We start from the raw sequence: 13,251 nt of genomic DNA on the forward strand, positions 1-13,251 counted from the left end.
CTATAATATTACATACGATTTTGCATTTCTGAGGCATTTTGCAAAGAAGTCCTAAAGGGTGTTTTTAGCACCCTTTTGTGCTTGAAGCTTCCAGCTTCCTTGCACAATATAAGGGACATTGTCATCGAGAGAAGGCGACGAAAATAAAACAAAATGATCAATATCAAAAAGAGGAAGCGAAAAACCACGCCGAGAAGATATATAAGAAGCAAGATCTTCAGGTTTAACATCGAGCAGTCGTGCAATGGTGATGTGGGGAGTAAACTTTCTTTGGTCACGAGGTAATTTTAAACGTTCTTGAATACACTGTATCTGTTCATGCAAAAGATTAAGAGTTTCACAAGGTTCAATACGGACAACGAGAGAATCAGGAATAGTTTCTGAATCAAAAACCTTGGAATGGTGAGTGCGTAATTGAAAAGGGGGAAGCTTTATTGTGTTAAGAGCACAAATAATCTCATCTGCTAGGGAGCGTTCAACTTCGCCAAAAAAATACAAAGTAATGTGAAAATTTTGCGGGTTCATCCATTGCACTTGAGGCAAGCCATGCTGCAATGATATAAGTTCTTTTGTTATTTCTTGAGGAATCTGAAGAGCACTAAACAGACGTAGCATAGACACTTCCTTATAACTTAAAAGACACCGCCATAAACACGACGATAGATAAGCTGATAGTAGCCCTATTGTGCTACCAAAAAAGACCCAATGATGCAGATAAAGAATGGCTAAAAAATGACTATCGTAATTATAAACTGAATTTGTAAGGTTTGTTGATTAAAAGGGTGGTTGTGATGCTAACAAGAGCCATATTTACGTAAAATTTATCGCAAAGATATAGAGTTAGAAAATTACTTGTGCTTTTATTAACAGCATTACAAATTTTTACAAATATAAAGAAAATTGATAAACTTTTGATCGTAAAATAATCTTCGCGGTTACCAAAAACAAATTCAAAATATTTTAGCATCATTAGTTAGAAGATCATATACTTCTCTTTTATAAATATTTAACTAAAAATGTTAAGCATGGTGATAGCTCTTTGTCTAAAGAGAGGTATGTACAAATATCGTCATATAACTGGCATAAATTCTTATATTTGCAAATGATTGTAGTGTTAAAAATATTCATATCTATACAGATATTATATGCTGATATTCATAAGAGAAAAAAGGAAGCTGATTAAAATAATGACGAGAAGAAGCTTTTTTCAATTAAGGTGATGATAATTTTTGAGGTGAAGAGCTTTAATTTTCCTCTCCAAATTTATTTTTGATGAGTGTTTCAAGAGCATCAAGAGCATCAGTTGCTTCGGGTCCTGAAACGTGGATAGTGATATTACAACCAGATGAAGCTGCTAACATCATAAGTCCCATAATTGATGAGCCACCGACGGTTTTTTCATCTTTTTCAACTTCAACAATGGCGTTAAAATTGTCAACAGTTTGTACAAATTTTGCAGAAGCACGTGCGTGCAATCCACGTTTATTACAAATATTGAGATGACGACTTAATGTATTATTGGGGAGAGTTTCTTTAGAGGGCATCAGTGTTTAATTATCCGCTAAATCATGCTTGGCACATTAATATATTTGCGCCCAGCTTCTTGTGCTATTTTTAAAGCCTCTGATAATGAAATATCAGGGCATTGACGAATAGAGATTAGTTTAATAAGCATGGGGAGGTTAACGCCCGCAATCATTTCAACCTGTCCTTTTTCAGTAACAGAAACAGCCATATTTGATGGTGTTCCACCGAATATATCTGTTAATATGATTACGCCATGATTTGTATTTGTGGAGGAAACTGCGGCTATAATATCAGTTCGGCGCTGATCAATGTCATCATCAGGATATATGCATATTGTTGCGAATTTTTCTTGTGTTCCAATAACATGTTCCACAGCATGTAAAAATTCGATAGCCAATCTGCCGTGCGTGACAAGCACGAGTCCAATCATTTTACAAAACTCCTGTTAACAAAGACCCCATATAGCAGGAATGTCATTTTACAAGGCTTTGTTGTACTTCCAAGAAAAATTTTCAAAAAAGAGAAAAAATAATGATTTTTTTATCTTTTGAAAAAAATTAGACAGATTTATGCCATATTGTTCTAAAAAAGAATGCTTCAATGGCTTGGCAAATGACTGTACAGTCTGCTTCGCGAAGGCTGGGGAGTTTTAAAAGAGGGATTCGCAAATCCGCAAATTTAAAAGTCTGATTTGTGTAGAAACGTTCATATTCAGAGCCGAGAAGAATAACGCAGTCAATAATTGTTTGTTTTTCGAACTCTATTGCATAAAGACCAGCACCGCGAATTTCTATGCCACCTTGTAAATTTTCTGGAGTATATCCGTGAAGTTTTCCATTTTTTACACAAAGCATTGTATAATCGTCACTGATAAGTTTTGCTTCACGTTTTGACCATCCAGCACGATCAAGTAAGGAAATTGTGAGAGCTGATTTTCCTGATCCCGATGGACCTATAATCAACAATCCTTTGCCTCCAAGTTGGAGACAGTTTGCATGCAGTATTTCATTTTTTTCTGTCATACTTTTTGCTTTGGATGGAGATCTTATTTGGCAAAGGGAAGTACAATAATAAATCGTGCACCAGTTTTACTATTTTCAGTTATGGGGTCAACAATATTTTCAGCTGTAATTGTTCCATTATGCGCTTCGATAATTTGCCGACTAATAAAAAGGCCGAGTCCTGAATTTTGTCCAAATGCATCCTCGCTTGGTCGATCGGTATAGAAGCGTTCAAAAATATGCTCAATATTTTCTGAACGAATACCAGGACCATTATCTTCAATAGTTAAGATGAGAGTTGAAGCGGTACTTTTCATAGTTATACGAATTTGTCCACCATTATTGGGAATAAAGGAGCGTGCATTTTCAATAAGATTGGAAATAACTTGACCTAAGCGAAGCTCATATCCTAACACAAGATAAGCTTTGCCATGAGGACGTGGAACAATATTAAGGCTAATATCAATAGTCTGCGTATTACGATGTATCTCATGGGTAGCATGAACAAAAGTTTCTAAAAGCAGACCCATATCAACAATTTGTGCGGTTTCACGGGCAAATTCTGCATCTAGCCGCGATGCATCAGAAATGTCGGTAATCAAACGATCAAGACGACGTACATCATGTTGGATAATTTCAAACAATTGTGTCTGCGCTTCTTTATTTTTAGCCAGTGGGAGCGTTTCAACAGCGCTACGCAATGAGGTAAGGGGATTTTTTAATTCATGGCTTACATCAGCGGCGAAGCGTTCAATAGCTTCAATGCGCGTATAAAGGGCATTGGTCATATCTCGAATAGAGGTCGAAAGATGACCAATTTCATCTTCGCGTGCAGAAAAATCAGGAATTTCTACACGTTTATTATTGCCGTTGCGTACACGATTGGCACAAGCAGACAATTTGCTTAATGGATAAGCAATTGTATGGGCTAAAAACAGGGAAAGTACCAAGAGTACACTACCGACAACGGCAAAGACTTTAAAAATAACCAGTCTTTCGCCCTTTACAATGTTATCGATGTCTGCTCCTGTGGTTGAAAGAAGAAGAACACCTACCACTGCACGATAGCGTTGAACAGGTACAGCAACAGAAACTATTAATTGACCTTGCTTGTTCCGTCTTCTAGCGGTGGCAAGAGAACCATTTAATGCTCGGTAAACTTCTGGATAAACAATAGTATTGCTTTTTGTTTGCTTTTTATCAAGGGAAATACCACTGCCATAAAGAATATTTAAAAACCATGAATAGAGGCGTTTCCATAGATTATGTTCAGTTTTGATAGAGGGTAAATCATAGCTGAAAACTTCGCCGCTAGAATAAATAACGCGTGAGTCAAGAAGCAATGTGGCATCACGGTCATAGATACGTGCTCTCGTTATTTTTGGCGTAATAAGACGTCGTAAAAGCGGGGCAACTCGTTCAGGATTAATAGGAAAGTCCCAAGAGTCAGTTGATTGCGGTGCTGGTGTGATGCTTTCTCCAACCTGTAATTCCAGAAGTTTTTGGGGGTCAATGAGAATAGAATTTGTATCTATTGTTGCAGAGGCAGCAATAGCTCCAGCGATAATTTTTCCCTGAATACACAAACTGTCAATTTTTGCTTCAATCAAACCATCGCGAAATTGATTAAGGTATAAAATGCCTGTAACAAGAATGCCAAGGGCAGCAAGATTTAAAATGACAATACGACGTGTAAGACTAGAAAAAAATAATTGTCTGTATAACCGTTGTACCCGAAAATGCAAATGGGCAAACATAGAAAATCGTTTTAAAGAAGCGTCGTTTGATGCTTTTTTTTGCAAAGTCTCCAATTGAACATTTTTTGTCATTGATTTGATCGCCGTTCAAACTTTTGCGACAAAATATTTTAAACCTCGTGAAAACGATAACCTACACCGTAAAGTGTTTCAATCATTGCAAAATCATTATCCACTTGTTTAAATTTTTTACGCAAACGCTTAATGTGACTATCGATGGTGCGATCATCTACATATACTTGGTCACTATAGGCAGCATCCATCAAAGCATCACGACTTTTCACAACTCCTGGGCGTTGTGCCAAGGTTTGAAGAATCAAAAATTCTGTGACAGTCAGGATAACAGGTTTATCTTTCCATGTACAGGTGTGACGTTCTTGATCCATCACAAGATCTCCACGTTTAAGAGAGGAGGCAGGTGAGACTCCTGTTGTAAGTGGCTGATTACGAGTGCTTGAACGACGTAAAATAGCTTTTACTCGCTCAATGAGAAGACGTTGAGAAAAAGGTTTTGTAATAAAATCGTCCGCTCCCATTTTAAGACCAAATAGCTCATCAATTTCATCATCCTTGGAAGTGAGAAAAATAACTGGAACATCAGATTTTTGACGAAGTCGACGTAGAAGCTCCATACCATCCATGCGAGGCATTTTAATATCAAAAATAGCTAAATGTGGGGGGTGCAATGTTAAGCCTTTGAGTGCAGATGCTCCATCCGTGTAGCTTTCAACTCGATAGCCTTCTGTCTCAAGCGCAAAAGATAAAGATGTTAAAATATTGCGGTCATCATCAACAAGTACAATCGTTTGGATGATTGTTGGAGTATCCTTCATGGCTTCTTAGACCTTTCTATTGCCGTGGTAGCAAATCGCCCACACTATTTATATGGGAGTTCACACTTTTTTTGCAAAGCAAATATGACACAAATTGTAGCAGAGTAAAAAAACCTTTTATCGTCATAATAAAAGCTGTTTTGTCTTTGCAGTTTTATAACGCTTTTGCATGTATTAAGTTCCATCTTCTGAGAATAAAATTTTTATTAAGGCATTTTTATCAAAATTTACCGTTATTTATGTCCAATAAATGGACAGACTGATTTGTGATAGTTGAAGTTTAGAAAACCCGCCTATCTGCTTTAAGAGCAAAAAAATTTTAAAAACAAAGAAAATAATATGGTGATAAACGAATACAAAATGTGTCTAAATTTCACAAAAGGAGATCATAATGGGACTATTTAATTTTGTTAGAACGGTTGGAGAAAAACTTGGTATTGGGGATCATGAACCAAAAGAAGAAGATTTTAAAGATGCATTTGATAATTTTCAGCTTGATACAGAAAAAGTAGGTGTTCGGATTGAAAATGGTAAAGCTATTTTGAGTGGTGAAGTTGAAGATAGGGAAACACTTGAAAAGGCGGTTTTAGTTGTTGGTAACACACAGGGAATTTCTTCTGTTGATATTGATCAATTAAAGATTGTGGATACTACATCTACAAAAGCTTCTCACTTTTATGAGGTGAAATCTGGTGAGAGTCTTTGGAAAATTGCTGAAAAAGTTTACGGAAAAGGGCAAGGTGATAAGAATGCATTCATTTTTGAAGCCAATAAACCAATGCTCAAATCACCTGATAAAATTTATCCTGGACAGGTTTTGCGTATTCCTGAGCTTGACTAAGTTTAACTAAATGTAAGGTGAAGTCTTTGATTTAAGATATATTTTATCTGCAACGCTGGATAAAAATAAGAAGCATAAAGTTCTTTTTATGCTTCCCAAGTGCCAAACTGATTAAGTATTAGTGAAAAAATTTATTAAATGAGTAAATAGGAACTATTCATATGTAGCTTCTGTATTTACGTAAAAATAAATGTCAATTGTACCAGCTTTTTCAAATGTTAGCTTTGCATTGATTTTATCGCCTAGTTTGAATGGTTGTGAAATCCCCATGAACATGACATGATTACCACCTGGCTTAAGTGTGACTTCGCCATTGCCAGGGATTTCGATGCCATTGGGAATTTTTTCCATTTTCATGATATCGTTAACGACTGTCATGGAATGAAGTTCTGTTGTTTGTACTCCATTTGCTGAAACAGAGATGAGACGGTCTGGAGTGTTGCCATGATTAATGATACTAAGATAACCACCACCAGACTTCGTCCCTGCGAGTGTTGGACGCGTCCAAGGGTGAATGATTTCTAAACTACCAAGTTTATATCCATGAGCGATTGCCGGCAAAGCTATAAGAGAAAAAATAAGAACTCCCAAGATATTTTTGATAACTTTTTTTGTAATAAGTATCATCATTATTCACCCTCATTCATTAAATCATTTTTGAAATCTGTGAATGCATTAGCAGAGTTTTTCGTCAAAATAAATAGAGAAAATTGCGCATTTTATTCTTGGTAAGAGTGCGTGAGTTTGTTGTTTTGTAAGGAAGGAGATGAGGTTTAAAATTGCGTGCATTTCAGAGAATAACGAAACGTTTATTTTTGTAATGGGCAAGATGAAATTAGCATAAGCTGAGATGTAAGAGATACTACGTTTATGAATTGCGTAAAAATATTACGGTTAGTGAGGGTTTATCTAAAGAAGATTGCGATTCGTGATATAAATCTGTAGCGCTCGAATAATATTTCAAAAATCTTTTACATACAGTGGCTTTTACATACAGTGGTTTGTGTATGGACAAAGAGTATCAGATAAGATGCTCATCATTACCTTTGTCATTGTTTTCAATTTTTACCAGTTAATGTTTTTCATGTTACAAGAATCAAAGAAGAAACTCACTGTTGTACCTACTTGTATTTTCAATGAGGGCGAATCTTTGCACGTGCATATTGAAAATACAGTACTCTTTTTAAGGAAAAACTTTATTTTGGAAATGTTTCTTCATTATCTCTTGTAGCGATAAGAGCTTGTTCTTATATACCAAGCAACGGAGCTTGTTGTGACTTTCAATTTATTGTTTTTGTGTAATTTGAAACGAGATGCAGGCTTTGAATGTGATAAGGAGCTGTTTTAAAAGGATGCTTGATGAAGGTTGAGGCAGCTTGCTGAATGGAGATTATAATATGGCAAAAGTAATTGGTATTGATTTGGGGACAACTAACTCTTGTGTCGCTGTTATGGATGGCAAAAATGCAAAGGTCATCGAAAATTCAGAAGGAGCGCGTACGACACCTTCTGTTGTTGCTTTCACTGATGGGGGTGAACGGCTTGTTGGTCAGCCTGCTAAACGACAAGCGGTTACAAATCCTGAAGGGACAGTTTTTGCAGTTAAGCGTTTGATTGGGCGCCGATTTGATGATCCCATGGTTGAAAAGGATAAAGCTCTTGTGCCTTATAAAATTGTTAAGGGCGACAATGGTGATGCGTGGGTTGAAGAAACGGGTAAAAAATATTCTCCATCGCAAATTTCAGCTATGATTTTGCAAAAGATGAAAGAAACTGCTGAGTCTTATCTGGGTGAAAAGGTTGAACAAGCAGTTATTACAGTTCCTGCTTACTTTAATGATGCGCAACGTCAGGCTACTAAAGATGCTGGTAAAATTGCTGGGCTTGAGGTTTTGCGGATCATCAATGAGCCAACAGCTGCTGCTTTAGCTTATGGTTTGGATAAAAAAGACGGGAAAACTATTGCTGTTTACGATCTTGGTGGCGGTACCTTTGATATTTCTGTCCTTGAAATCGGAGATGGCGTTTTTGAAGTTAAGTCGACCAATGGAGATACTTTTTTAGGTGGTGAAGACTTTGACATGCGCTTGGTTGGTTATTTTGCGGATGAATTCAAAAAGGAACAAGGCATTGATCTGAAAAATGATAAACTGGCATTGCAGCGCTTAAAAGAAGCGGCGGAAAAGGCGAAAATTGAACTTTCTTCTTCACAGCAAACAGAAGTTAATTTGCCATTTATCACAGCGGATCAATCTGGTCCAAAGCACTTGACGATGAAATTAACTCGGGCAAAATTTGAATCTTTAGTTGATGATTTAGTTCAACGTACTATCGAGCCTTGTAAAGCTGCATTAAAAGATGCTGGATTGAGTGCTGGCGAGATTGACGAAGTTGTTTTAGTGGGTGGTATGACTCGTATGCCCAAGATTCAGGAAGTGGTGCAAAGCTTTTTTGGCAAGGATCCACACAAAGGTGTTAATCCTGATGAAGTCGTTGCGATGGGTGCTGCCATTCAAGGGGGCGTACTGCAGGGCGATGTAAAAGATGTATTGCTCTTGGATGTAACGCCTTTGTCCTTGGGTATTGAAACGTTGGGTGGGGTCTTTACGCGTTTAATTGAACGCAATACAACTATCCCAACTAAAAAATCACAGGTTTTTTCAACGGCTGATGATAATCAAAATGCTGTGACTATTCGTGTTTTTCAAGGTGAACGCGAAATGGCTAGTGATAATAAACTGTTGGCGCAATTTGACCTTGTTGGTATTCCACCCGCACCACGTGGTGTGCCTCAGATTGAGGTTACTTTTGATATTGATGCAAACGGTATTGTGAATGTTTCAGCCAAAGATAAAGGAACTGGTAAAGAGCACCAGATTCGTATTCAGGCATCAGGTGGTTTGAGTGATTCTGATATCGAAAAAATGGTTAAAGATGCAGAAGAGCATGCGGCTGAAGATAAAAAGCGCCGTGAAGGTGTTGAAGTTAGAAATCAAGCGGAAGCTCTTATCCATTCAACTGAAAAGTCGCTGACTGAATATGGTGATAAAGTATCAGCTGAAGAGAAAGGGCAGATTGAAACAGCAATATCTGACTTGAAGTCTGCGCTTGATGGCACTGATACTGAAGAGGTAACAGCAAAGATGCAGAAATTAGCAGAAGTGAGTATGAAGCTTGGACAGGCTATGTATGAAGCTTCACAAGCAGCAGCCAATACTGAAACAGATACAGAAAATGGTGATGTTGTTGATGCTGATTTTGAAGAAATTAATGATAAGAAGAAATAGTGTAAGAAAATGTGTTAATGAATCAATAAACCCGGCCTTTGAAATATAAGGCGGGGCTTTATTGTTTGAGATTAGTTGCAACTCTGTTACTAAAGACATAAATTGAAAGCAAATGTTATCTTAAAATAGATGACAAATGATTTATCAGGAATACATGATGAAGGTTGATTATTATGAAATTCTTGGTGTGACCCGTGAATGTGATGATAAAAAGCTGAAATCCGCTTTTCGTAAGTTGGCAATGCAATATCATCCTGATCGTAACGCAGGGGATAAAGAGGCAGAGCGGAAATTTAAAGAAATTGGCGAAGCCTACGAAGTTCTCAAAGATCCTCAAAAGCGGGCTGCTTATGACCGCTTTGGTCATGCTGCCTTTGAAAATAACGGTCGAGAGGGAGCAAATCCATTTGGTGGTTTTGCTGCTGGCGGCGGATTTGCCGATATTTTTGAGGATTTTTTTGGTGAAATTATGGGGGGTGGACACCGTAAGCGTAGCGATGGCCGTGAGCGTGGTGCAGATCTGAGCTGTAATGTGGAAGTGACTTTGGAAGAGGCATTTTCAGGAAAAACCGCACAAATTAATATTCCCAGTTCTGTTACTTGTGATACTTGTGAGGGGTCAGGTGCGAAAAAGGGGTCTAAGCCACAAACTTGTGGGACTTGCCATGGGTCTGGTCGTGTGCGTGCTGCGCAAGGCTTTTTTTCCATTGAACGAACATGTCATGTATGTCATGGACGCGGTGAAACCATTACGGATCCATGTCCCAAATGCCACGGGAAAAAACGGGTAGAAAAAAACCGTTCATTGAGTGTAAATATTCCAGCTGGTATTGAAGATGGTACACGTATCCGTCTTTCTGGTGAGGGTGACACTGGTATTCGTGGTGGTCCCAACGGTGATCTTTATATTTTTCTTTCTATTAAACCACATGAATTTTTTCAGCGAGATGGAGCAGATCTTCATTGTCGCGTTCCTATTTCAATGGTTACAGCTGCTTTAGGAGGTGAATTTGAGGTTTCTGATCTTGATGGTGTTAAAGCACGTGTTAAGGTTCCAGAAGGTACTCAAAATGGATGTCAGTTCCGCCTTAAAGGTAAAGGAATGCCTATGTTGCGCCAGAAAGAAAGAGGTGATCTTTATATCCATATCACTATTGAAACACCGCAGAAGCTGACGAAAGAGCAACGTGAGTTGTTACAAGAGTTTGAGAAGCTTTCAAATCATGAAAATTCGCCGCAATCGCACGGTTTTTTCTCACGTATGAAAGAATTTTTTGAGAATATTTCTGGTCAAAGTTAGTAAGGAAGTGTGAAAAAGGCATGCCTAACGGATTATTTTGGTGAAATATTTCAGAATTTTTTTCTCCGATTAGGTATGTCTGATTCTGTGCATATGAAAGAGCATGAATAAATGCTAGACGTTTTACAGTTCTAGGGCTGTTATGATGTTATAAAGATGTTATAAAATAGTAATTTTGAAATTTACGTCTTTTGAAGGGAGTGAATGGTTACTAAGAGAGGGGTTGTGTGTATTTTTTTGCATAAACAGAGGGAATGGCTTTCTTCTTGTAGTGAGATAAAATCTGCAGAAGGGTGTTTAAATTTTTTTCGGGTATTTTTCTGTTGTGAGTGAGATGATTTTAATTATCACGAAGATAGTGGGCACTTTAACAATTTCGCAAGTTGTTTCAAAGAAGTATGTATAGTTTAGAAGAATGTAGTAATGAAGTGTGTGTACTACAGATTTTTTTGATTTGATTTTGTTTTTGCACTAAAAAATCAACAGTTGTATATATTCACACTCTTGTGAAAGAGTTTATTATAAGATACAATAAACCTATTAATGTACGATGTTTCTTGAAATTTTTGTTAAATTCTTCTGCTAAATTTTATACATAAGGTCATAAGAGAGTGACAGTGTATATTTTTTTCAATTCCTTTGTAGCAATCATTACTAAGAAAGCTAATTTTAATTCATCTCATTATTACTTTGATCGTAATGTTAAGGTAACTTGACGATTGTCAAGGAGATGGAGAGAGCAAGATTTGTTTTAAAATTTGTTTTCACTTTTCCTAAATTTCATTAAGAGATGGTGAAAAATGATGAGGAGGCTCTTTTGATGGATGATGTTGGGAAAGTTGCTGCAGATATTTTTGAAAAACAGGCAGCATTTTTGTCGTCTTCTTTACCTTATATGCAAAAATATGAAAATGAAACTGTCGTTGTAAAATATGGCGGTCATGCTATGGGGGATCCTGATTTGGGGCGGGCATTTGCGCGCGACATTGCTTTGCTGAAGCAATCAGGCATTAACCCTATTGTGGTTCATGGCGGTGGTCCTCAAATTGCTAAAATTTTAATGAAAATGGGGATTGAATCGCGGTTTGAGAATGGTTTACGCGTGACCGATGAACGAATCGTTGAAGTCGTTGAAATGGTGTTGGCAGGATCTATAAACAAAGAAATTGTTGCTCTCATAAATGCTGAAGGTGAATGGGCAATAGGATTATGTGGTAAGGATGGTAATATGGTTTTTGCCGAAAAGGCTTATAAAACTGTGATTGATCCTGATTCGCATATTGAGCGTGTTTTAGATTTAGGATTTGTTGGTGAACCTGTTGAAGTTGATCGAAGATTACTAGATCTTTTGGCATGTTCTGAAATGATCCCAGTTCTTGCTCCTGTTGCTCCAGGTCGCGATGGCAAAACTTATAATATTAATGCTGATATTTTTGCTGGAGCCATTGCTGGTGCTTTAGAAGCAAAGCGCCTTTTGTTTCTGACTGATGTGTCTGGAGTATTGGATAGAGAAGGTAAGATTTTAAAGGAACTCACAATCGCTGAAGCTGAAAAGCTTATCAAGAATGGAACAATTTCAGGAGGTATGATTCCAAAAGTAGAAACATGTATTAATGCCCTTCGAAATGGGGTAGAAGGAGTAGTTATCTTGAATGGTAAAACGCCTCATTCTGTTTTGCTTGAATTGTTTACCGAACACGGTGTTGGGACTCTTATCGTTTCCTAAAATGTAGAAGAATAAGTCGAAGGATGGAATTTTATGGCTGAAATAAAACAGTTAAAACGCCCTTCATTTAGTCAACAGGAATTGGTGCTATTTTCTGCAACAATACTGTGGGGGATTACATTTTTAGTCACACATACGGCGGTACGCTATAGTGGTCCTCTCTTTTTTATAGGGTTTCGTTTTATCGTTGCTTCATTTATGTGTGGGATGATTTTTGGGCGATCTATGAAGGGTATAACGGCTTATGAAATTTTTGCTGGTATCGCTGTTGGTTTTGCAATGTTTCTTGGTTATGCTTTGCAAGCATCTGGGCTTCAGACGATTATCAGTAGTCAATCGGCTTTTATTACAGCACTTTATGTGCCGATGGTTCCAATATTGCAATGGATTATTTTTAAAAAATCCCCTCGTTTAACCAGTTGGATTGGTATTATTTTTGCTTTTGTTGGGCTTATGTTTGTTTCAGGACAAGGGATAAAGGGGATTCATTTTTCAAAAGGTGAAATTCTTACTTTGCTAGGCGCCTTAGCGATTGCTGTGGAAATCATTCTTATTGGTTTTTTTGCTAGTAAAGTTAATAGCTATCGTATTACAATTGTACAGTTGTTTTTTGCGAGTTTTTGTTCATTTTCTTGTATGCCTTTAATAGGAGAAAGCATTCCTGCATTTTCGTGGGTGTGGGTGAGTGTTGGTATGGGATTGGCACTCATGAGTGCAGTAATTCAATTAGCTATGAACTGGGCACAAAAATCTATCTCCCCTACTCGTGCAACACTTATTTACGCAGGTGAGCCCGTTTGGGCTGGCATTGTTGGGCGTTTGGCTGGTGAACATTTATCTCCTCTAGCTTTATTGGGTGGTTTGTTTATTCTGATCGGGATTGTTGTGGCTGAATTACAACCCTCACAATGGCGGAAAAAAATAAAATGATTCAAAAAAAATGAGCTTTCTTTTCTCAAGACAACAATTTGAATGATGA

12 protein-coding genes are annotated in these 13,251 nt (G+C 37.4%); 5 read left to right on the plus strand and 7 right to left on the minus strand.

The window, feature by feature from the left end:
* Positions 1 to 51: 51 nt before the first annotated feature.
* The 6 genes from thpR to ACMFKV_RS00885 all read right to left on the minus strand — a co-directional run bounded on the left by thpR (position 52) and on the right by ACMFKV_RS00885 (position 5,118).
* Positions 52 to 615 carry an RNA 2',3'-cyclic phosphodiesterase gene (gene thpR, locus ACMFKV_RS00860; RefSeq protein ID WP_413154253.1) on the minus strand — a complete coding sequence of 188 codons (564 nt, stop codon included), beginning with the start codon at positions 613 to 615 and terminating at the stop codon, positions 52 to 54.
* Positions 616 to 1,244: 629 nt separating this feature from the next.
* Positions 1,245 to 1,544 carry an HPr family phosphocarrier protein gene (locus ACMFKV_RS00865; RefSeq protein ID WP_336287649.1) on the minus strand — a complete coding sequence of 100 codons (300 nt, stop codon included), beginning with the start codon at positions 1,542 to 1,544 and terminating at the stop codon, positions 1,245 to 1,247.
* Between the two features lie 17 nt (positions 1,545 to 1,561).
* Complete coding sequence (locus ACMFKV_RS00870; protein ID WP_336287650.1) at positions 1,562 to 1,957, minus strand: PTS sugar transporter subunit IIA; 396 nt, start codon at positions 1,955 to 1,957, stop codon at positions 1,562 to 1,564.
* 127 nt (positions 1,958 to 2,084) lie between these two features.
* Complete coding sequence (locus ACMFKV_RS00875) at positions 2,085 to 2,549, minus strand: HPr kinase/phosphatase C-terminal domain-containing protein (RefSeq protein WP_336287651.1); 465 nt, start codon at positions 2,547 to 2,549, stop codon at positions 2,085 to 2,087.
* A gap of 23 nt (positions 2,550 to 2,572) precedes the next feature.
* Positions 2,573 to 4,357 carry a sensor histidine kinase gene (locus tag ACMFKV_RS00880; RefSeq protein WP_336287652.1) on the minus strand — a complete coding sequence of 595 codons (1,785 nt, stop codon included), beginning with the start codon at positions 4,355 to 4,357 and terminating at the stop codon, positions 2,573 to 2,575.
* A gap of 38 nt (positions 4,358 to 4,395) precedes the next feature.
* Positions 4,396 to 5,118, minus strand: a complete 723-nt coding sequence (locus ACMFKV_RS00885) for a response regulator transcription factor (protein WP_336287653.1) — start codon at positions 5,116 to 5,118, stop codon at positions 4,396 to 4,398.
* A gap of 391 nt (positions 5,119 to 5,509) precedes the next feature.
* Here ACMFKV_RS00885 and lysM point away from each other — a divergent pair, with 391 nt between their 5' ends.
* Entirely contained in the window at positions 5,510 to 5,959 is a 450-nt protein-coding gene (lysM, locus tag ACMFKV_RS00890) for a peptidoglycan-binding protein LysM (protein WP_336287654.1), read from the plus strand.
* 153 nt (positions 5,960 to 6,112) lie between these two features.
* Here the strand turns inward: lysM and ACMFKV_RS00895 are convergent, their stop codons facing one another.
* Positions 6,113 to 6,586 carry a copper chaperone PCu(A)C gene (locus ACMFKV_RS00895; protein WP_413154254.1) on the minus strand — a complete coding sequence of 158 codons (474 nt, stop codon included), beginning with the start codon at positions 6,584 to 6,586 and terminating at the stop codon, positions 6,113 to 6,115.
* Between the two features lie 770 nt (positions 6,587 to 7,356).
* Here ACMFKV_RS00895 and dnaK point away from each other — a divergent pair.
* The 4 genes from dnaK to ACMFKV_RS00915 all read left to right on the plus strand — a co-directional run bounded on the left by dnaK (position 7,357) and on the right by ACMFKV_RS00915 (position 13,202).
* Positions 7,357 to 9,246 carry a molecular chaperone DnaK gene (dnaK, locus tag ACMFKV_RS00900; protein WP_336287656.1) on the plus strand — a complete coding sequence of 630 codons (1,890 nt, stop codon included), beginning with the start codon at positions 7,357 to 7,359 and terminating at the stop codon, positions 9,244 to 9,246.
* A 157-nt stretch (positions 9,247 to 9,403) separates the two neighbouring features.
* Positions 9,404 to 10,546 carry a molecular chaperone DnaJ gene (dnaJ, locus tag ACMFKV_RS00905; RefSeq protein ID WP_336287802.1) on the plus strand — a complete coding sequence of 381 codons (1,143 nt, stop codon included), beginning with the start codon at positions 9,404 to 9,406 and terminating at the stop codon, positions 10,544 to 10,546.
* A gap of 820 nt (positions 10,547 to 11,366) precedes the next feature.
* Positions 11,367 to 12,272, plus strand: coding sequence for an acetylglutamate kinase (gene argB, locus ACMFKV_RS00910; protein ID WP_336287803.1), 906 nt, complete (start codon positions 11,367 to 11,369; stop codon positions 12,270 to 12,272).
* A gap of 33 nt (positions 12,273 to 12,305) precedes the next feature.
* Positions 12,306 to 13,202 (plus strand): DMT family transporter, encoded by an 897-nt coding sequence (locus ACMFKV_RS00915; RefSeq protein ID WP_336287657.1) that lies wholly within the window; start codon positions 12,306 to 12,308, stop codon positions 13,200 to 13,202.
* Positions 13,203 to 13,251: the final 49 nt, after the last annotated feature.

Origin of the sequence: Bartonella propinqua (assembly GCF_047263965.1) — a bacterium.
In the GTDB taxonomy this organism is placed as follows: Bacteria; Pseudomonadota; Alphaproteobacteria; order Rhizobiales; family Rhizobiaceae; genus Bartonella.

Bases quoted from the DNA above. Each gene is read 5' to 3' on its own strand.
- thpR (WP_413154253.1), bottom strand. From the start codon at position 615: ATGCTACGTCTGTTTAGTGCTCTTCAGATTCCTCAAGAAATAACAAAA.
- ACMFKV_RS00865 (WP_336287649.1), bottom strand. From the start codon at position 1,544: ATGCCCTCTAAAGAAACTCTCCCCAATAATACATTAAGTCGTCATCTC.
- ACMFKV_RS00870 (WP_336287650.1), bottom strand. From the start codon at position 1,957: ATGATTGGACTCGTGCTTGTCACGCACGGCAGATTGGCTATCGAATTT.
- ACMFKV_RS00875 (WP_336287651.1), bottom strand. From the start codon at position 2,549: ATGACAGAAAAAAATGAAATACTGCATGCAAACTGTCTCCAACTTGGA.
- ACMFKV_RS00880 (WP_336287652.1), bottom strand. From the start codon at position 4,357: ATGACAAAAAATGTTCAATTGGAGACTTTGCAAAAAAAAGCATCAAAC.
- ACMFKV_RS00885 (WP_336287653.1), bottom strand. From the start codon at position 5,118: ATGAAGGATACTCCAACAATCATCCAAACGATTGTACTTGTTGATGAT.
- lysM (WP_336287654.1), top strand. From the start codon at position 5,510: ATGGGACTATTTAATTTTGTTAGAACGGTTGGAGAAAAACTTGGTATT.
- ACMFKV_RS00895 (WP_413154254.1), bottom strand. From the start codon at position 6,586: ATGATACTTATTACAAAAAAAGTTATCAAAAATATCTTGGGAGTTCTT.
- dnaK (WP_336287656.1), top strand. From the start codon at position 7,357: ATGGCAAAAGTAATTGGTATTGATTTGGGGACAACTAACTCTTGTGTC.
- dnaJ (WP_336287802.1), top strand. From the start codon at position 9,404: ATGAAGGTTGATTATTATGAAATTCTTGGTGTGACCCGTGAATGTGAT.
- argB (WP_336287803.1), top strand. From the start codon at position 11,367: ATGGATGATGTTGGGAAAGTTGCTGCAGATATTTTTGAAAAACAGGCA.
- ACMFKV_RS00915 (WP_336287657.1), top strand. From the start codon at position 12,306: ATGGCTGAAATAAAACAGTTAAAACGCCCTTCATTTAGTCAACAGGAA.